Raw genomic sequence first — 19,735 nt, 5'->3', positions numbered from 1 at the left:
ATTAGATTAAAAATAACACAAATTTAAAATCTTGGTTCTTGATTCTTGAATCTTGAATCTTGATTCTTGAATCTTAAATCTTGAATCTTAAATCTTGAATCTAAAGATGAAACAAATCACTCGCAATTCCATCGGCTAGAAACCAATGTTTTTCAGGAATCTTTAGGAAATTATTTTCTAAAATTAAGAAGCCTTCTTCAATTTTTCGATTAATTTCAAAATTCGATTTATCTAATAATTCTGCTGAAAATTTTTCTTTTAATTTTAAATAATCTACGCCTAAACTAGTTCGTAAACCAATCATCAACATTTCATTAAACTGCTCATTTTCCGTTAAAATTTCAATTTCATTCGGTCTAATATTTTGAGAAATTTGTTGGATGTATTTTTGATTATTGGCCACATTCCAACTCCTCGTATTTTCACCATCGTAAGAATGCGCAGAAGGACCAATTCCTAAATATTCATTATAGTTCCAATACGCAGAGTTGTGTTTGGATTGAAAGCCGGGTTTCGCAAAATTTGAAATTTCATAATGTTGAAAGCCATTTTCTTTTAAAAATCCGGACATAAAATAAAACTCTTCATTTTGCTCAGATTCATTTGGTGCGGAAATTTTATTAGTTAAAACCCATTGCTGAAGCGCAGTTTTTGGCTCGACAGTTAAAGCATAAGACGAAATATGCGGCACTTGCAATTCGATGGATTTTTTCAGATTTTGTTTCCAGATTTCCACATTTGAAGTTGGCGAACCGTAAATTAAATCAATGCTTAAATTTTCAAAACCAAAATCTTGCGCGCGTTTGATGGAACTTTCTGCTTCGCTTGAATTGTGAGCGCGGTTCATCATTTTTAAATCGGGTTCGTGAAAAGATTGCGTGCCGATTGAAAGCCTGTTGAATTCTGTTTTGGATAATTCTTTTAAAAAATTTTGGCTTAAATCATCGGGATTGGCTTCTAGAGTAATTTCGATATTTTCGTTAAAAGTGTGGTATTTTAAAACTTCATCAATCAAAAATTTTAAATCATCTACTTTTAATAAAGAAGGCGTCCCACCGCCGAAATAGAGAGATTTTAAAGTTTTATTTTCGAGTTCATTTTGGCGCAAATCCAGTTCTTTTGCCATTGCCGAAATCATTTCATTTTTAAAATCTAATGAAGTAGAAAAATGGAAATTGCAATAGCTGCATTTTTGTTTGCAGAAAGGAATGTGGAGGTAGATCATTCTTTAAAAATATAAAAAATTAATACGAAAAGCATCCCAGAAATAAAGCCGAAAATGTGCGCTGCATTGTCTGCATTAGAAATTAATCCAAAAAAGATATTAACAATAAAATAGGCGAAAATAATCAATAAAGCAAGCTTTGTTTCTTTAAAATTATTCTGTAAAATTAATGACATTGCAAAAGCGCCCATTATTCCAAAAATTGCTCCAGAAGCGCCAACCGCAACTAAATTGCCATTATGCCAAAGTAAAGAGGAAATCCCTGCAACTATTCCACTTAAAAAGTAAATTATAATAAAACGTTTTCTGCCAAAAATATTTTCACAAAAAAATCCTAGAATTACTAAAACAACCATATTTTGAACAAGGTGCATAATTCCGGCATGCATAAACATACTGGAAAATATTCGCCAAGATTCTCCGTGGAAAAAAGCAGAAGTTAAAGCGCCAAATCTTATTAATTCTTCCGTTTTTGGTTCAAATGGATTGACGCCAAACAACGATAAAATTATAAATACTAAAACATTTAAATCTAATAAAATTGGGGTAATGAAAAATTCTTTTGAAGGAATAAATACATTAATAAAAAACTTAAAATCATCATCTTCCTTAGCATTGGAAGGTTTTTCTACATATTTTGGAAAAATTAATGCAAATAAAATTATGAAAGTCCCAATTCCCAGAATTTTAAAAAACCAAGCCAAAATACTTTTCCCGTCATCTACAAATTTTCCGTTTGAAGGCGATAAAATAATTAGTTTTTTGTTTTGAGGATTCTCAACTACATTTAGAATAAGTTTGTCATAGACCGTTTTGTCTTCGGAAGTTGACAGACGCAAAAAATACGCATTGTTATAAAAATTAAAATGCTCTAAATCTTGATAACATTTTTCTCTAAATGCTTTATATTCAGCATTTTTCTTATCATCAGATTCTCTATTATTTATTTTTTTCGAAAATTTATTAGCAAACCAAACTTCAGGCAAATCGTCCTTTGGCTCTTCTAAACTATCTTTTAAAATTGCTGCAACAAAATAAAAATTAACGATTAGATTTTCGCCATATTTACCAGAAACATCAGATTCAAATTTATAATTGAGATAAGAATCATCAACATAATAAGATTTTATTTTGATGTGCTTTACGTTTTTATCAGAACTTATTTTATCTACATTTTCTATTGTTTGGTTTTTAGAAAATTTTGCATTGTAATAAAATTGCGAATTGACCAATAAAGCACATAAAACCGCTGCACAAATAACTAAATAGATAAAAGTATCTTTTGATGGGTCTTTATGCCTTAAAATTTTAAATCTTTTTCTGATAACAATTAATGATAAAACCGAAAGTAACATAGGAAGAAAAATTTCCCATGCCTTATCGCTTAAAGCAAGTATTTGAAGTTTATAATCAAAAATATATCTAAATAAGGCCAAACCAAACACACATAAAAAAACTGCCAATAAAAAAATTGGCAGAATATGTTGAACTTTTTTTAAATAATTTTTCATTATCTATATCTAAATCCTCGTGTATTAATAAAATTATCAAAATTATAACCGATGCTCAACATAAAACTGCTTCCGCCGTAGGTTTGAATGTCGGATAAACCCATATTATAAGTTGCACCAAATGTAAATTTATTCAATTTCGCTTTTATAATAGGCGAAAAACTGAGTTGCTGACTTCCAATATTGTCTTTTGCAGAACGAAAACTTACGCCTGCTGCAAACATATTGGTTTCATTGTAAATTTTCGCTAAAATATTGTAATCTATTAATTTAGAAGAATTGGTATTTAAATTTACTAAAACTGATGGTTCTAATGAAAAACCTTCGGTAAGAACATAATCATAACCTGCATTTAAAATATATTTTGTGGGCGATGGTTCTATGCCGTTTACGATTGGGATATCATTGGTAAGTGGAATATCTAAAATTGAAACCCCACCGAAAAAATTCTTGTAAGTCGCTTGCATTCCTAGGTTTGCGTAAACGATAAAAATATTATTATTGCCTTCGTATAGCAAAGGATCATTTGGGTCTTGCGGATTTAGTGCGCCATAGTCAAAATTCATATTATAGAAATTGACATTTGTACCAAAAGAAAACTGGTCTTTTCTTTCGCCATCATCGCTTAAAGGTATAAAATAAGATGCGCCTGCCGTAATTCCGTTGGAAGAAATGGGGCCGTTTTGGTCGCGGAAAAAAGAAATTCCGGCGCCTACTCTATCAAAAATATTAGCATGAATGCCCACAGATTGCACATTTGGAGATTCTGAAAGTTTAGAAAATTGTTTTTGGTAATTACCATTTACCACAACGTCATCCGTAGCGCCATAAAATGCAGGATTTATAAGAAATTGGCCATCCAACAAATATTGTTGATAAATAGGCAATGTTTCTTGCGCCATTGCAAAACCACTAATTATAACAACAAAAAATATATAAACTTTTTTCACACTCTTTTTTAAAACTAATAACGCCAAATTTAGGCAAAAAATATAAAACCTAATTACTTTCTAAATAATTTCGCCATTTTTCTATGGCTTCTTGCATATCTTTTGGCATTGGGCTTTCAAAATACATTTCTTCTTTCGTCACAGGATGCACGAAACCTAAAGTATGTGCATGTAAAGCGTGTCTTGGTAAAATTTCAAAAACATTTTGAACGAATTTTTTATATTTCGGTAAATTGATGCCTTTTAAAATGTTGTGCCCTTCATAGCGCTCATCATTAAATAAAGTATGACCGATGTGTTTAAAATGGGCTCTAATTTGGTGTGTTCTTCCTGTTTCTAATTTGCATTCTACCCAAGTGAGGTATCTGAAACGTTCCAAAACTTTATAATGTGTAACGGCGTGTTTGCCGTGGCTGCCATCTTCGTAAACCGACATTTGCATTCTATTTTTCGGATGCCGCCCAATATTTCCTGTAATTGTGCCTTCATCTTCTGCTAAATTTCCCCACACAAAAGCCCAATAAAGTCTTTTCGTGGTGCGATCGTAAAATTGTTTGGCCAAATAACTCAAGGCATATTCATTTTTTGCAATTACAAGTAAGCCAGAAGTGTCTTTATCAATTCTATGTACCAAACCTACACGATCTAGATCGGTCTTGAAGTTGGGATCTTTTTGAAAATGAAAAGCCAAAGCATTAATTAATGTACTGTGGTAATTGCCATGACCGGGATGAACAACCATTCCTGCTGCTTTATCAACAACCAAAACATCATCATCTTCATACACAATATTAATTGGAATATCTTGCGGAATAATGATATTTTCTCGTTTTGGATGCGCCAAAACAACTGAAATTTCATCGCCAGGTTTTACGCGGTAATTTTGTTTTACGACTTTGCCGTTTACCAAGACATTTCCTGCGCGGCAGGCTTGCGACACTTTATTTCTGGTAGAATTTTGACGAAAAATTAATAGATATTTATCAATTCTAAGAAGCGATTGGTTGGCATCAACTTTAATATTAAAATGCTCGTAAAGTCCGGAGTTTTCTTCTTCTTCGTGTTCTTGTTCGTCTAAATTGTCGTCTTCCCTTATCATCATTTATTTTAAAATAAAAAAACTTCAACAGGGTTAAAGTTTTTTATATTAAATAGTTATTCTACCACTACTTTTTTCGGTTTCGGTTTTGCCGGGGCGCTGGTTTTTTCTGGAACTACTTTTGGTTTTACCGAATTTTCAGGTTTTAAAACTTGCGGTTTAGGTAAATCATCAACTTGTGGTTGTGGTTGCGTCTTTTGTGCTTTTTCGATAGGCGGTTGATAGTTATTGATCCTAGAACTTGTTGTATCAACTTGCAATCTGTACAACGAATTTAATTGTGCAATTTTCCCGCCCAATTCTGCTGGTGTTTTTTTACTCGCCCAAAGATCAACTTGCATACCTTGGTCTCTGATAGAACCACCTTCTGGATCTTGGTAATAAACAATATCCGATTCGTCCTTTCCACCGTCTTCGTGTTCAACTATACCTACTTCAAATAAATTTTGAGCAATTACTACTTTTGCTTCCTGCACGGTTAAACCGACCAAATTGGGTACAGAAATATTTCTCTGCGGACCCGCACCAATAATTAAATCTATGGTAGAAAATTTTGGTAACAATGTACCTGGCTTTAAATTTGTGCCGTTATATTGCATTCTAATTACCGCGTCTCTCTGGATACTTGGCTCGTAAATGGTATCTCCAATTTTTAATCCAACCAATTCTAATTGTCTAAAAGCCAAACCTTTGTATCTATCCAAAATATCTGGAACTGAAACAGGCGCATAATATCTAGGATTAACCGCTAAAGTAACAATTCTACCATCTTTAACGTGAGAACCAGAACTAGGATAAATTTTCAAAACTTGAAAAGATTTATATTTTGGATCATATTCCAAACTATCTACTTTGTATTCTAAACCTGTTTCATCCAAAATTTTGATGGCATCTTGCACAGATTTATTCACCAAACTTGGGATCACGATTTCCTTGCCGTGATTGGTGTGAAACTCTAACCACCGAAATGTCAACCAAACAAGTGCAGTAAAAATACCCAAAGCAAGTAGTAGATTTACCAATACCTTCCAATGGAAAAGTGATTTCAGCATAGTTTATATTTAATTACAATAATAACGCAAATATATAAAAAATCTTTTTCCAACTGGTGACAGATTTCTTTTTTAATTCTGAAAAAAGATAAGCAAAACCTAATTTTACCAAAAAACATTTCTTTAAATTTGCGTTATTAATTTTCTCCTAATGATAAAGAAAAATATTGCCGTAGTAATGGGCGGTTACTCTGATGAATATGTGGTTTCGCTAAAAAGTGGGCAATTGATTTACGAATCTTTAAATAAAGACATCTACAACGTTTATAAAGTACAAATATTGAGCGAAGGTTGGTTTTTTATAGATGATCGTGGTGAAAAAATGACAATAGACAAATCAGATTTCAGTGTTAATTTGAGCAGCGGTTATAAGGTAAAATTTGATGTTTGCTTTAACATCATCCACGGGACGCCTGGCGAAAATGGCATTTTGCAGGCTTATTGGGATGCCGTTGGGCAAAGATATACTGGTTGTAATTTTTACCAATCTGCCTTAACTTTTAATAAAAAAGATACGCTCGCGGTTTTGTCTAAATACAATATTCCCTCGGCGAAAAGTATATATTTAAGAAAAGGCGAAACGGTTTCTGAAGAAGAAGTGGTGGAAAAACTTGGACTGCCTGTTTTTGTGAAACCCAATCAATCTGGTTCATCTTTAGGAATTACTAAATTAAAAGACATTAAAAATTTACAAAAAGCCATCGATTTTGCTTTTGCCGAAGATGATGAAATTTTAATAGAAAGTTTTCTAGATGGCATGGAAGTTTCTGTGGGCGTGCTAGATTACAAAGGCGAAACCATAGTTTTGGGTATTACAGAAATTGTATCTGAAAATGAATTTTTTGATTACGAAGCCAAATATGAGGGTGCTTCACAAGAAATCACACCTGCAAGAATTGACGACGAAACCCGAAAAAAAATAGAAAATATTGCAATAAAAGCCTATAATTCTTTAGGAATGAGTGGTTTTTCGCGTTCAGAATTTATAATTATGAATGGCCTACCTTATATGTTGGAAATGAATACCAATCCCGGCTTTTCGCCCGCTAGTATTTTGCCGCAACAAGCCAGATATTATGGTATTTCTTTAGAAGATTTGTGTGGCCACGAGGTAGAGAAAGCACTTTTAAAATAATTATAAATTTTAGATTTTAATTAAACTATTAATCTAAAATTTATAATGTAAAATCTAAAATTAAACTTATGAAATCACCATTATCAAATTTGCAAACCAACACCGATGAAGATAAGGTGATAACATATGACCTTTAAAAAAATAAATATCTACATATGAAAACCGCAGTATTTCCGGGTTCTTTTGATCCTATCACGCTTGGACATTATGACATTGTTGAAAGAGCGGCGCCGCTTTTCGATAAAATAATTATCGCCATCGGTCAAAATTCACAAAAAAAATACATGTTCACTTTAGAGCAAAGAATCAACTTTATAAAGCAAACATTCAAAGACTTTCCCCACGTAGAAGTCGATTCTTTTGAAGGTTTAACGATTGATTATTGCCACAGCAAAAATGTAAATTTCATCCTTAGAGGCTTAAGAAACCCCGCCGATTTTGAATTTGAAAAAGCCATCGCACAAACCAATAGAGCACTTACACACGCTAATAAAATTGAAACTATTTTTCTTCTCACCTCTTCAGGAAAATCTTTTATCAGCAGTAGTATTGTGCGCGAAATCATCTCATTTAAAGGCAATTACGAGATTTTAGTTCCAGATGCAGTGAGAATTTAATTAGTTTAAATAAAGATTTTCATTAATTTTTAAAACGAAATCTTCACGCCACCAGTAATCTGCGCTCCTATAACTTTATAACCATTAAAAGTCTGGTAATTAACGTTTAGCAAATTATTGCCGAGCGCAAAAATGCTGAAATTTTTGTTTATTTTATATTCTGCAGATAAGTTCAAATCTGCATAACCGCCCACTTTTTTATTTCTGTTTTCTGTGGAAACATAGGCCGTTGGAACTGAAATATTGTTCGGAGAAATCTCAAAAGAATTTGTAGTTCTATCGCTTACAAAAATACCTTTAAAACCAAAATTTAATTTTTCATTAAGCATAGAATATTTTGCACCTAAAGTTGCCTGAAGCAAAGGCTTATTAAAAACCTCATCCAAATTATCCAATTGGTATTTTTGAAATAAAAGTTCTGCGCTTAAATCCAAATTTTGCAATGGAAAAAATTGCAAACTTCCTTTCACTTCACTTAAATTTCCATTGTCATAAATCGTAGAATATGTATTTGCAAAGTTATAAGCAGAGCGATTTAAAGTATAAACATCATCAAAAATAGAATTGGCCTGGAAGAATTGCATGTCATTTATTTTAGAATATCCCGCAGAAAAATCATACTTTAAATTTTCATCAATATCACCTTTTAAACCGATATATAAGTGGTATTTTGTATTTGTTGGTCGCAGTTCAATGTCTGAAACTAAAAACGGATTTTCTGTTAAAAGTTCAGCGTAAGAATTTAATTTTAAACCGCCATCAACGCCTGCATAAAATCTAAATTCATCTTGCGGTGCAAATAAAACTTCCACATTTGGCGACCAAATAATTTCACTTTTTTTGTCTTGAGGAAGAATTAAACTTTCATTTCTACTATTCAAAAAATTGATATTTGCACCAATTTTTAAATAAGATTCTCCTTTGTAAAAACTAATTTCCGGTAAAAGTGCCGCATTAAAAAAACTAGATTTATTTTGATTTAATAAGGCAAAATCTGTTTTTAAAGTTTCTAATTTTACACCTAAATCTGTATTCATTTTAAAATCATTTCCAGCAAAAAGTCGGTGTTTAGAAAGATTCACCGTAATTGCGCCTTGATTTTCGTTTGCTGAAAAATGATCGCTCAAAAATGAAGTTTGCAATCGCACATCATTTAAAATTTCATTAGAATAAAAATCATAATTTCCATTGATGGTAAATCTGTTGGTTTTTTGTTTTAAATCGGTATCAGAAGTTGGTTGCAATGCATAAATCCCGTAATAATTATAATCTTGCAAACCATAATTCGCTTCCAAATTCAGTTTTCCTTTTTCACCATAATTATTAAGAAACGCTCCGATAGTTGCATTTGATTGATTAGAATTCCAATCATATTCTTTCTTTAAGCCCGTTGTAGAAAGATAATGAACATCTGCGCCCACTTCCATTTTGCTTTCTAAAACTGTAGAAATATGAGCATCACCTAAAATTTTTCCAAAATTTCCCATCCCAAAACGAACATAATTATTTTGATAATCCGTATTAAAGTTCGGCGAAATATCTTGCCCTTGGATGGTGGAAGTTTTAAAATCTGAAACCGCCGGAACATTCGTTATATCGTAAGTTACGGGATTTGCAGACTTTTCCTCCGGCGGATAATTTTTAATAGTTTCTACCGAAGTTTTTTTCTTTTCGATTTTCTTTACTTCTGGCTCTCTTTTCTTATCTAAAATTAATTTTTCCTCTTTAATTTGGGAAAAAACAATCTGCGACAGTCCTAAAAAAAGGAAACTTAATATTTGAATTCTTTTATTCATTTTTTATAATGATTTCGCCACTTCGTGGCTCGTTTTATTTATCTTATTTTCGACGGGTTAAAATCAATTTCCGATTTAATTTCCGACGGGTTAAAACACTTTTCCGACGGGTTAAAACACTTTTTCGACGGGTTAAACACGTTGTTATTGCATTTTTCGACGGGTTAAAACCCGTCGCTACGTTTATTTTTTTATCTGTTTTTTCACGTCTTTCGCTTCTGCCACAATTTCTGGGAAATCGCTGTAGTTTGCGATAATTTGGTCGCAGGTATAACTCGCTTGGTAATTATCTTTTAAGGCTAAATAATTTTTAGCCATTAAAACCAAAGATTTTGCACCCCAAAATTCTTCTGAAGCATAATTATTGGCCAGTTTAAAAATGGTTTCATTGGAAGATTTAAATGCTTTTGCTTTGTTTTGATAAAAGGCTTTTGCGTAAAGCGCTTCTGCCGCAACTTCAGTATTAGATGATTTTTCTAAAGCGGCAAAAGCAGTTTGCGCGTCTTTATCTTTTCCTTTATTCATCAAACTTCGCGCTTTTATCACTTTCGCTTGTTCTAAAACTGCGGCTGAATTTTTAGAATTATTTAAAACCAAATCTGCATAATTTTCTGCCTGAGAAAAATCTTTTTCGTCCGCAGATATCTTCATTAATTCTACGTTTGCGTAATTTTTAATATTCGCGTTAGAAGAATTGGCCAAGTTTAACAGATATTTTTTGGCGTCTGTCGGATTTCCTTGGGAAATATAAATTTGCGCCACTCTTGTCGCCGCATCTTCCTGATAATCATTTTGTACGTTCGCAACTTCCTGCAAAACCAACAAAGATTTTATCGGATTATTGGTTTGAAAATAACTTTCGCCCAATTCATATTTCGCCTGATACAGATTTTCGCCAGACGGATTTTGGGTTAAATATTTCTCGAAATATGAAATGGCGCTTTTATAATCTTTTTTAGCGTAAAATTGTTTCGCTGTGTTGAGATTGATTTCGTCAATTTCGGAAGCATCAATTTTCACATTCAAATCTGAGGCAAATTTCTGATAACCTGCGGTGTCTCCATTTTTCGTGTAAATTGGTCGCGCCGCCTGAACAATTTTTTCCGCGTAAGCGCTGTTTTTATATTCTTGTCCGAGTTGTTTCAACTCTGCTAAAGCCTTGTCACTTTGGTTTAAATCAATATAATTCTGCGCTCTGTAGATTTTTGCATTGGCCACTAAATCTGCGTCAGAACTGGATTTTATAACCTTATTAAAATAATCATTTGAATTATTAAAATCATCGTTAGATGCATAAGCAGAAGCGATTTCGTATTGCGCATCATCAACGTAATCCGAATTTTTATAATTTGAAATTAATTTTTTCAACTCATCAATTTTAGCTACAGAATCTCCTTTGAAACCAAGTGCCATTGCTTTTTGAAATGAAGTATAATCATTTCCTTCACTATCATTATAGACTGCAATTGCTTCATTTAGTTGATTATTAGCGTAGTAACAATCACCTAACCTTAATTGCGCGTCATTTTTAAACTCTGGTTTTGGATTTTTTAAATATTCTTCAAAAGAATTTTGTGCCTGTGGAAATTTTTTAGATTTAAAATAAGCGTAGCCCAAATCGTAATTTAATTGTTGCTTTTCCGGAAAATTATCTGATGATTTCAACTTTTCAAATCTCACAATTGCCGAAGGATAATTTCCTTCTTGGTAATAAGTTTGCGCCAACCAATAAAGCGCTCGTGGCGTAAATTCCTTATTTTGATTGAGTTCTAAACTGCGAAGAAAATATTTTTCTGCCTCTTTATAATTGCCTTTGTTAAATTCTTCCGTTCCTAAAAGGTAAGACACTTCTTGGTCAATTTTATCGGTTTCGGGCGTAGAATTCGGCAACTGATCAATCGCTGCTAAAGTTTCTTTGTAATTCCCGGAATAGAGATAAGATTTAATTAATAATTTTTTGAGTTCCGGAACTTGTGGATTATTTGGGTATTTTTTTACAAATTTTTGAATAACCGTTGGTGCAGATTCGTACGGATTTCCAATATCGTAACTCAATTTTGCGTATTGAAGAAACGCCAATTCCTGCACTTTTTTATCGTAGGTCATTTCCGAAGAAGACCGAAACGCAGACAATGCTTCCTGTTTTTTTCCAACTTCCAAGTAAGCATTTCCCAACTGATAATAAGCGTTTTGTGCAATTGGTGAATTACTGTTAATCAATTGGTTATAGTAAGAAACCGCCTGATCATATTTTTTAATTTCTGCTGCCACAAATCCCATTTCGTATAAATCATTTTCTGAAGGATTTGGTTTAGAATCGGCATAAATTTTAAGATGTGGGTACGCCGAAGCGTAATCTTTTTTCATAAAATAACTTTCGCCAATGATTTTATGAACTTCGGCATTGTACTCATCGGACAAATTTTCATTTAATAAATCATTGCCCGAAGAAATGGCTTCATCGTACTTTTTTTCATTAAAATAAAGTTGCACATAGTACGGCTTCACTAATTTAGAAAATTTCGGATTATCTTTAATTTCATCAAAATATTGAAAGGCTTTATCATTTTGATTATCAGCATAATAAAGATGTCCGAGCATGTAAGCGACGTCCGGTTTTTCAGTTTGCTGAACATTATTGTAGGCTTCTTCAAGGGCTTGAATCGCGCCTTTAGAATCGCCGGTCATAAATTTGGCGTAACCTAATTTTAAAATATACTGTGTGTTTTCCTCACGGCTCAATTGATATTGATTCACTTTTTGCAAGGTTTCCAGCGCTTTTGGGAAATCTTTTTGGGTTAAATAATAATCGGCCAAAGGTAAATTGGCTTGCGCAAAATAAGCCGATTTTGGATAGTCGCGCATAAACGCTTTTAAGCCTTCTTCGGCGTGGTCGCGTTTTAAAATAACACCAATTACATTATCAAAAAATTGCGCCGCTTCTTTTTTTGAAGCGCTTAAATTTTGATTATAAAAATATTGACGCGCATATTCAAATTGTGCAGCATTGAAAATCTTAGATTGATATAGATTTTCTGCTAAATTGAATCTGTAAGCATTTTGGTCGTTAAAATATTGAGATTGCTGAGCCTCGGAAAATCCGTACAAGAAAATTGCTGCCGCAATGGTGATTTTTTTTGAGTTCATTAATGAATGTTTGGTTTGAAAAGATTTGTGATTTTCTTCTTTATTAAATTAAAAGTTATCCACAAAATATCAACGAAAATATGGAAAAGTTATTGTTTATACAAAGTATTTTGCATAAAGTTAATTTGTGGATAAAGTTAAAAATTTAAAAAAATTCTTATCAATCTGCAAAAATTGTGTGGCTCAATACTAACATATATGAAAAGTGGTACACGTTTAAAGATTTTCATTTTAACCGATGGTAATCTGAGCGTATCAAAGAAATTCTAGACGAGAAATTCTACAAGTTTTTAAGAAATTTTTAGGTTTTTTTTTAGAAATCATTACATTTGTTTTTTCCAAACTAAAAAAATAACGATGAATCAATTATTCAAAAGAAAAAATTATAATGTAAAAGACCATCCTTCGGGACTTTTACGAGTACTCGGAACTTGGGACATCGTTTTCTTTGGAATAGCCGCCATTATTGGTGCTGGGAGTTTTAGTAGTTTAGGAGAAGCTGTTTTTCGGGGCGGGCCAGGTGTTATTATTTTATACGTGATTTGCGGAATTGCGAGCGGTTTTACAGCGCTTTGCTACGCCGAATTTGCAAGCAGAATTCCCACCGCAGGAAGCGCTTATACTTATGCTTATGCCAGTTTTGGCGAACTAATTGCGTGGATTATCGGTTGGGCTTTAATTATGGAATATTCTTTTGGAAATATTTATGTAGCCTTTTCTTGGTCGGATTATTTCACGAGTTTTATAGGAAGAGTTGGCGTTCATATTCCTGATTTTTTAACTTGTAGTTATCCCGAAGCAAAAAAAGCATTTTTGGGGAATTCATCTAATGTAGAATTAATAAGCGCGTGGAAAACCGCACCGATTATCGGAAACTGGAAATTTATTGTTGACATTCCTGCTTTAGTTATTAATGGATTAATCACTTGGTTGGTTTACCGCGGCGTTCGAGAAAGTAAAAATTTCAATAATATTTTAGTGATTATGAAATTAGCCGTTATTGTTTTAATCATTTTAGTTGGCGTGGCTTATGTAAATTTTGATAACTGGGAACCGATAAATCCGGTGACCAAAGTTTCTTCTTTTATGCCAAATGGTTTTGCGGGCGTTATGAGTGCAGTTTCGGGTGTTTTCTTTGCTTATATTGGTTTTGATGCGATAAGTGTTTTGTCTGAAGAAACCAAAGATCCCCAAAAAACTTTACCGCGTGGAATGCTTATTTCATTGGTTTTATGTACCGTAATTTACATTATTTTAACGCTCGTTTTGACGGGAATGGTGAATTATCAAAAATTTGATGGGATTGGAGATCCGCTTTCTTTTATTTTTGAAAAAGCAAATGCCAATGTCGCCTGGATGGAATTGGTGGTGTCTTTTGTGGCAATTGTCGCGATTACGACAGTTTTACTCGTTTTCCAAATGGGGCAACCAAGAATTTGGTACGCGATGAGCCGTGATGGTTTGATGCCAAAAAAATTCCAAGAAATTCATCCAAAATATTCTACACCTTCTTTTGCAACGATTATTACCGGACTTGTAGTGGGAATTCCCATTTTGTTTACCGATAAAACATTCATTTTAGATTTCACAAGTATCGGGACTTTGTTTGCTTTTGTTTTGGTTTGTGGCGGCGTTTTGCTCTTGCCTGCGAAAGAAAAATTGCCCGGAAGATTTCACATGCCTTATTTTAATTCAAAAATAATTTTTCCGGTGCTGTTTATTGGCAGTTTGGTTTTCTTTTATTTCTGGCAAGCCGATTTTTTTAAAAATTTATTTGATTTTAATAATCCTGTAGATTTAGAGTTCAGAACTTCAGTTATCATTTATATCATCATCAATTTGGTGTTATGCGTGATGGCTTTTGCTAAAAATTTATCATTAATTCCTTTGTTGGGATTAAGTTCTTGCCTTTATCTTTTAACTGGAATGAGCCATGAAAACTGGAAATATTTCGGAATTTGGTTTGCGATTGGTTTAGTGATTTATTTCGCTTATGGATACAGAAAAAGCAAATTACGAACGGAAAATGAGTAGGTTTTTAGGTTAAGGTTAAGGTTTAGATTAAGGTTTAAAAACATCAACATGATTTTGTCATTCCGCAGGAATCTTAACTGTTTAAATTTATTCAAAATGTAAAAAGAATTAAAATATTAATAAAAATTAATTATATCTCTTTGAAATTTTTATCAATTTTCTAATTACAACATATATGAAATTTACATTTCAAATATTCTTTCTTTTCATTTTAATTGCCTGTGAAAGTTCTAATAAAAAAGAAAATGTACAATTGAATAAAATAATCAAAGAAATAATTAATGAAGAATTAAAGCACGGACATAAATTACCAAATCATATAAAAGAAAAAATCAAATTTTTATCGATTTATTCCGAAACTGAAGAAGATTCCTCACGAATATTAATTAGACAATTACCAAATGTCGGTCTTGGGAAAATTTTAAATTATAAAAGTAATTCTTTTAGAAAAGATTCAATTGCATTAATTAATCAAAATGAATATCAAATTAAAAATTTTAAAATTGATAAAACTATTAATCCAAAATTAATTTTATATAAAAAGGGAAGCACTGGTTCACATTTTGAAATCTCTAACCCTGCATATTTCGAGGGAAACAAAAAAGTTTATATCCAATTCATGATTACTGATAGTTTAGGTGATAGTGAAGCAAATAGTTACATTCTCAAAAATGAAAATGGACTATGGAGAGTGATAGACGAAGATAAATTGTGGCAAAATTGAAAAAATCTAATAATGAAAATAAAATCACATTTCTATTTATTTTTTACTTTAGTTCTAAGTTCGTTTTTTAACGCACAATTGCCAACAAACGGTCTTGATGTAAAACATTATGCCTTCAATATTTCTCTCAACGACAGTACAAATATTATTAGAGGAAAAGCCATAATCACAACTGCTTTTACTAAAAATGAAGATCAAATTGTCTTTGATTTAGTTAATAAAAATTCGGACGGAAAAGGAATGACCGTTCTTTCTGTGACGAAAAACGATAAAAATTTAGAATTTTCCCAAGATGCACAACATCTTATCATTAATGATCAAGGATTTTTAGGAAAGGAAAATACTTATTCCATCACGTATGAAGGAATTCCGGCAGATGGTTTGATTATTAGCAACACCAAAAACGGCGACCGTAGTTTTTTTGCGGATAACTGGCCAAACCGCGCCCACAACTGGCTTCCTTGCAATGATCATCTTTCTGATAAAGCAACTTCGGAATTTATGATAACCGCACCGGATCATTATCAAGTGGTAAGTAACGGTCGCGAAATTGAAGAAACCAATCTCCCTAATAATTTGAAATTTACACATTGGAAATCTGAAGTTCCTTTGTCCACAAAGATTATGGCGATTGGCGTTACAAAGTTTGCCGTTAATAATTTGGGAAATACTGACGGAATTCCCGTTTCAGAATGGGTTTTCCCCGAAGATCGCGACAATGGTTTTAAAAGTTATGAACTCTCAAAAGAAATTTTAAAATTTTACATTAAAAATATTGGCGCATTTCCTTTTGAAAAATTGGCGAATGTGCAATCTAAAACAATTTTCGGTGGTTTAGAAAACGCGGGCTGCATTTTTTATGCTGAAAATTCTGTAAATTCTAAAGGCGTAGAAAGTTTAATTGCCCACGAAACGGCGCACCAATGGTTTGGTGATAATGTGACGGAAAAAGATTGGCCACATCTTTGGCTGAGCGAAGGTTTTGCGACTTATATGACGGATTTGTATCTCGAAAATAAATATGGAAAAGACAGTTTGCAAAGTCTTTTGAAACAGCAGAGAAATCAGGTAATTTCTTTTTCAAAACATTTTAAAAAACCAGTTGTTGATGGTTCTGAAGCCGATGATTTAATGAAATTATTAAATCCGAACAGTTACCAAAAAGGCGCGTGGATTTTGCACATGTTGCGAAGAAAACTGGGCGATGACTTGTTTTGGAAAAGCGTCCGAACTTATTATGAAACTTACAAAGGAAAAAATGCCACAACTGAAGATTTAGAAAAAATATTTGAAGATGTAGGCCAACAAAATTTGAAAACTTTTTTTCAACAATGGCTTTTCTCTGTCGGACAGCCAGAATTAAAAATCAATTGGAATTATAATAATTCCGCGAAAAAAATATCTGTTAAAATCGAACAAACCCAAAACAATATTTTCGAATTTCCTTTGACGATTGAATTTTCTAACGGAAGCCAAACTTTTATTAAAACAATATCTGTGAAAAATAAAGTGACGAATGAAGAATTTTCGGTTTCTTTTTTACCTACCGATATGAAACTCGATCCAGATGTAGATTTGTTGTTTGAAAATGTTAAATTAGATTAAAATAATTTGCCTAAAAAAGTCACAATTTTAAAATAAAAAATGATGTCTGAAAAAATAAAGAATTTCGCAGAATTTTATCAATTTTATTTGACTGAACATTCTAAAACCTGGACGCGGATTTTCCATTTTGTGGGAACACTTTTGATTTTTGTGGTGATTGCGTTTGCGATATATTTAAAAAATGGAAATTATTTGTGGTATATTCCACTTTTTGGTTATGGCTTTGCATGGTTCTCACACGCTGTTTTTGAGCGAAACCAACCCGCAACTTTTAAATATCCACTTTGGTCTTTAATTTCGGATTTTAAATTATTTTTTGAGTTGCTTGTTGGTAAACAGAAATTTAAAACCGCCTAAAACAAACCCTTTCAGGGATTTAAAACCTTGAAAGAGTTGCGAAAAACGTAGGTTTAATCAAAAAAAAATCTCACCGAAAAGTGAGATTTAATTTATAATGATAATGCTTAAGACGATATTTTTTCTAAATTTTGAGCAACTATTTCTGCCTCATCTAATTTTTGATCACCTTTTTTCTTTTCAAGATCTAACGAAACATTAGGATAATTTACTTCCATAAAAGTTTGAAAATCTTTTAGATTTTTAAAAAGATTGAAACTTTCTTTTTCTTCTTCAAAAATTACTGCTTTCTTTCTACGAGCAGATGCTGATGCAATTAATCCGCCCCACATTGCAGCACTATTACTTACAAAATAATCTTTTACAAATAAATAGCCGCCCTTGTTTTCGGCTTTTAAATAATAAATACCTCCATCATAAGACTGCCCTTTATCTTCAGAGTTAAATTTCTTAATAAGGTTTACAATTTGGATATAAAGATTTTTTCCATCAGAAATAGCAAAGGCTTTTTTAAATTTTTTCCCTTTATCATCCATATTATTAAAACGATAGGCTGTAGAATCTGTGCTGTACGGTGATGACAAATTTGGGGTTTGTGAAGGAGTTTTCATCCTGAAATCTTCATAGGTTTCATAAACTCCTTTAGGATAATCTGCACTGTTAAAATGCTGTGCAAATGAAATAAATGATATGCTAAAAAAAGAAAGTAAAAGAAATTTTTTCATATGTTCAATAATTAATATATTTTTATGCTTTACAAAATTAGATAAATTATTGACATATGAAAATAAAATTATTATTCTTGACACTTTTATCACTTTTTATCTCTAACTGCGAACCTGTTTACAAAGCAGCCAACTTTCGAGAAATAGCCAATTCTCATAAAACTATTGCGGTGCTCCCTCCTAAAGTAATCATTGAAATAAAAAGTAAAACTGACAAAGAAAAAATACTTACGCAGGAAAAATTAGAAAGTTTAAGATTTCAGCAGGCTTTAGTAGAATATCTTAATCTTCATTATGGTAAAAATGATATTTTTGTTGCTGCGCAAAATGAAGAAATCACCAATAAAATGCTTTTAGATAACGGAATAACATCTCTCACAAATCAAAATTACAAAGATTTAGCGGTTCTTTTGAATGTGGATGCAGTGGTAAGTTCCCGCATTTCTTTAGCAAAACCACTTACAAATGCTGCTTCATTTTTTACTGGACTTCTCACTGGTTATATGTCTCCTTCAAAAGTAACTACTGTAGATTTATCTTTAACTGATAGAAATTCTGGAAAAATGTTTTGGAATTTTAATTTTGAAAACGGAGGTACTTTTACTTCTACTGAAAAACTCACTAATTCTTTAATGAAGGCAGCAGCTTATAGATTTCCGTATAAGACTAAAGATTTAAATAAAACAAATTAAACAAAAAAATCCCTCTTTTCAGTGGGATTTTAATTTTTAAAGTTCTTACGAAATTAATACTTCCCTTCTTTATTATCGTGCCCGTATCTTTCTGGTGCTGGTGGGAAATTTCCTTTGTCGGCTTCTTCTAATTTAGAAACGGAAATCATTGCAGCCATCATATCATTCAGCATATTACTGGCGGAAGTTGGTGAGTTTGGCAACAAAACAAGATTACTTCTGTTGTTTGCACCAATAGCTTGCAAGGTATCATAATGTTGCGTTACTACAATTAATGAAGACGCTTCTTGCGAGCCAATATTCACTTTATTTAGCATTCTCACAGATTCTTCCAAACCTTTTGCAATTTCTCGTCTTTGATCGGCGATTCCTTGTCCTTGCAGTTTTTTAGATTCTGCTTCTGCTTTTGCAACGGCAACAATTCTAATCCTTTGCGCTTCAGATTCATATTCTGCGGCAGTTTTTTCGCGTTCTGCAGCGTTAATTCTGTTCATGGCGTGTTTCACTTGTTCATCTGGGTCGATGTCGGTTACCAACGCTTTAATGATGTCGTATCCATAACTTTGCATCGCATCTTGCAATTCAGATTTCACAGCGTTTGCTATGTCATCTTTTCTAACAAAAACATCGTCTAATCTGGTTTTCGGAACTTCTGCACGCACCACATCAAAAACATAAGATGTAATCTGATTTTCTGGATTTTCCAAGCGGTAATATGCATCTTTCACATTTGTTCTAATCACTTGATATTGAACCGAAACTTTCATTTTCACAAAAACATTGTCTAAAGTTTTGGTATCAATCATCACATCTAATTGCTGAATTCTAAGATTTAATCTTTTTGAAATTTGATCAACGTATGGAATTTTTAAGTGCAATCCCGAATCACAAACTTTCAAAAATTTACCCAAACGCTCTACAACTGCGGCTGATTCTTGCTTCACGGTAAAAAATGAGGCTAAAAGCGTAACTAACGCAAAAAAGGCAAAAATTGCTAAATATGGCATTGTTTTTAAATTTTAATATTAAATGGAAAGATAAGAAAAAAAATCTAATTAATTATATT

General features: G+C 32.4%; 16 protein-coding genes. 7 read left to right on the top strand and 9 right to left on the bottom strand.

All coding sequences use genetic code 11. The features are described from left to right. Positions 1-100: 100 nt before the first annotated feature. Genes hemW through C4S29_RS14340 form a run of 5 tightly spaced genes read right to left on the bottom strand, consistent with a single transcriptional unit; the run spans position 101 to position 5,837 of the window. Positions 101-1,225 carry a radical SAM family heme chaperone HemW gene (gene hemW / locus C4S29_RS14360; RefSeq protein WP_103914799.1) on the bottom strand — a complete coding sequence of 375 codons (1,125 nt, stop codon included), beginning with the start codon at positions 1,223-1,225 and terminating at the stop codon, positions 101-103. After that, the gene (locus C4S29_RS14355; protein ID WP_103914798.1) at positions 1,222-2,736 is read right to left on the bottom strand and encodes a rhomboid family intramembrane serine protease; all 1,515 of its coding nucleotides are present in this window, start codon (positions 2,734-2,736) and stop codon (positions 1,222-1,224) included. Before C4S29_RS14355 ends, hemW begins: the two co-directional genes overlap by 4 nt. Next, positions 2,736-3,686 carry a PorP/SprF family type IX secretion system membrane protein gene (locus C4S29_RS14350; protein ID WP_103914847.1) on the bottom strand — a complete coding sequence of 317 codons (951 nt, stop codon included), beginning with the start codon at positions 3,684-3,686 and terminating at the stop codon, positions 2,736-2,738. The genes C4S29_RS14355 and C4S29_RS14350 overlap by 1 nt, the downstream gene beginning before the upstream one ends. 49 nt (positions 3,687-3,735) lie before the next feature. Next, on the bottom strand, positions 3,736-4,785 hold the full coding sequence (locus C4S29_RS14345) for an RluA family pseudouridine synthase (protein ID WP_103914797.1): 1,050 nt from the start codon (positions 4,783-4,785) through the stop codon (positions 3,736-3,738). Positions 4,786-4,841: 56 nt separating this feature from the next. After that, positions 4,842-5,837, bottom strand: a complete 996-nt coding sequence (locus C4S29_RS14340) for a PASTA domain-containing protein (protein WP_103914796.1) — start codon at positions 5,835-5,837, stop codon at positions 4,842-4,844. A gap of 151 nt (positions 5,838-5,988) precedes the next feature. Here C4S29_RS14340 and C4S29_RS14335 point away from each other — a divergent pair, with 151 nt between their 5' ends. Together C4S29_RS14335 and coaD are read left to right on the top strand one after the other, a co-directional pair. Next, positions 5,989-6,972, top strand: a complete 984-nt coding sequence (locus C4S29_RS14335) for a D-alanine--D-alanine ligase (protein WP_103914795.1) — start codon at positions 5,989-5,991, stop codon at positions 6,970-6,972. Positions 6,973-7,127: 155 nt separating this feature from the next. After that, positions 7,128-7,589 carry a pantetheine-phosphate adenylyltransferase gene (gene coaD, locus C4S29_RS14330; RefSeq protein WP_103914794.1) on the top strand — a complete coding sequence of 154 codons (462 nt, stop codon included), beginning with the start codon at positions 7,128-7,130 and terminating at the stop codon, positions 7,587-7,589. A gap of 29 nt (positions 7,590-7,618) precedes the next feature. Here coaD and C4S29_RS14325 read toward each other — a convergent pair whose 3' ends face one another. After that, positions 7,619-9,385, bottom strand: a complete 1,767-nt coding sequence (locus C4S29_RS14325; protein WP_103914793.1) for a TonB-dependent receptor — start codon at positions 9,383-9,385, stop codon at positions 7,619-7,621. 183 nt (positions 9,386-9,568) lie between these two features. After that, positions 9,569-12,532 carry a tetratricopeptide repeat protein gene (locus C4S29_RS14320; protein ID WP_103914792.1) on the bottom strand — a complete coding sequence of 988 codons (2,964 nt, stop codon included), beginning with the start codon at positions 12,530-12,532 and terminating at the stop codon, positions 9,569-9,571. A 357-nt stretch (positions 12,533-12,889) separates the two neighbouring features. Here C4S29_RS14320 and C4S29_RS14315 point away from each other — a divergent pair, with 357 nt between their 5' ends. From C4S29_RS14315 to C4S29_RS14300, 4 genes are all read left to right on the top strand, one after another. Then, entirely contained in the window at positions 12,890-14,566 is a 1,677-nt protein-coding gene (locus tag C4S29_RS14315; protein ID WP_103914791.1) for an APC family permease, read from the top strand. Positions 14,567-14,819: 253 nt separating this feature from the next. Then, positions 14,820-15,290 (top strand): hypothetical protein, encoded by a 471-nt coding sequence (locus C4S29_RS14310; RefSeq protein WP_146063333.1) that lies wholly within the window; start codon positions 14,820-14,822, stop codon positions 15,288-15,290. Positions 15,291-15,302: 12 nt separating this feature from the next. Continuing rightward, a complete protein-coding gene (locus C4S29_RS14305; RefSeq protein WP_221405542.1) occupies positions 15,303-16,895 on the top strand; it encodes a M1 family metallopeptidase in 1,593 nt (530 codons plus the stop codon). A gap of 39 nt (positions 16,896-16,934) precedes the next feature. Next, positions 16,935-17,252 carry a DUF962 domain-containing protein gene (locus tag C4S29_RS14300; protein ID WP_233740568.1) on the top strand — a complete coding sequence of 106 codons (318 nt, stop codon included), beginning with the start codon at positions 16,935-16,937 and terminating at the stop codon, positions 17,250-17,252. A gap of 107 nt (positions 17,253-17,359) precedes the next feature. Here C4S29_RS14300 and C4S29_RS14295 read toward each other — a convergent pair whose 3' ends face one another. Then, positions 17,360-17,977, bottom strand: coding sequence for a hypothetical protein (locus tag C4S29_RS14295; RefSeq protein WP_103914788.1), 618 nt, complete (start codon positions 17,975-17,977; stop codon positions 17,360-17,362). A gap of 56 nt (positions 17,978-18,033) precedes the next feature. Here C4S29_RS14295 and C4S29_RS14290 point away from each other — a divergent pair, with 56 nt between their 5' ends. Then, entirely contained in the window at positions 18,034-18,669 is a 636-nt protein-coding gene (locus tag C4S29_RS14290; protein ID WP_103914787.1) for a hypothetical protein, read from the top strand. Positions 18,670-18,722: 53 nt separating this feature from the next. On the opposite strand, the gene C4S29_RS14285 is transcribed toward C4S29_RS14290, so the two are convergent. Next, the gene (locus C4S29_RS14285) at positions 18,723-19,676 is read right to left on the bottom strand and encodes an SPFH domain-containing protein (RefSeq protein ID WP_103914786.1); all 954 of its coding nucleotides are present in this window, start codon (positions 19,674-19,676) and stop codon (positions 18,723-18,725) included. Between the last annotated feature and the right edge of the window lie 59 nt (positions 19,677-19,735).

It is taken from the genome of Halpernia humi, assembly GCF_900108025.1.
GTDB lineage: Bacteria > Bacteroidota > Bacteroidia > Flavobacteriales > Weeksellaceae > Halpernia > Halpernia humi.
The sequence above is the reverse complement of the archived record's forward strand: the minus strand, read 5'-3'. Positions and strand labels throughout refer to the sequence as shown.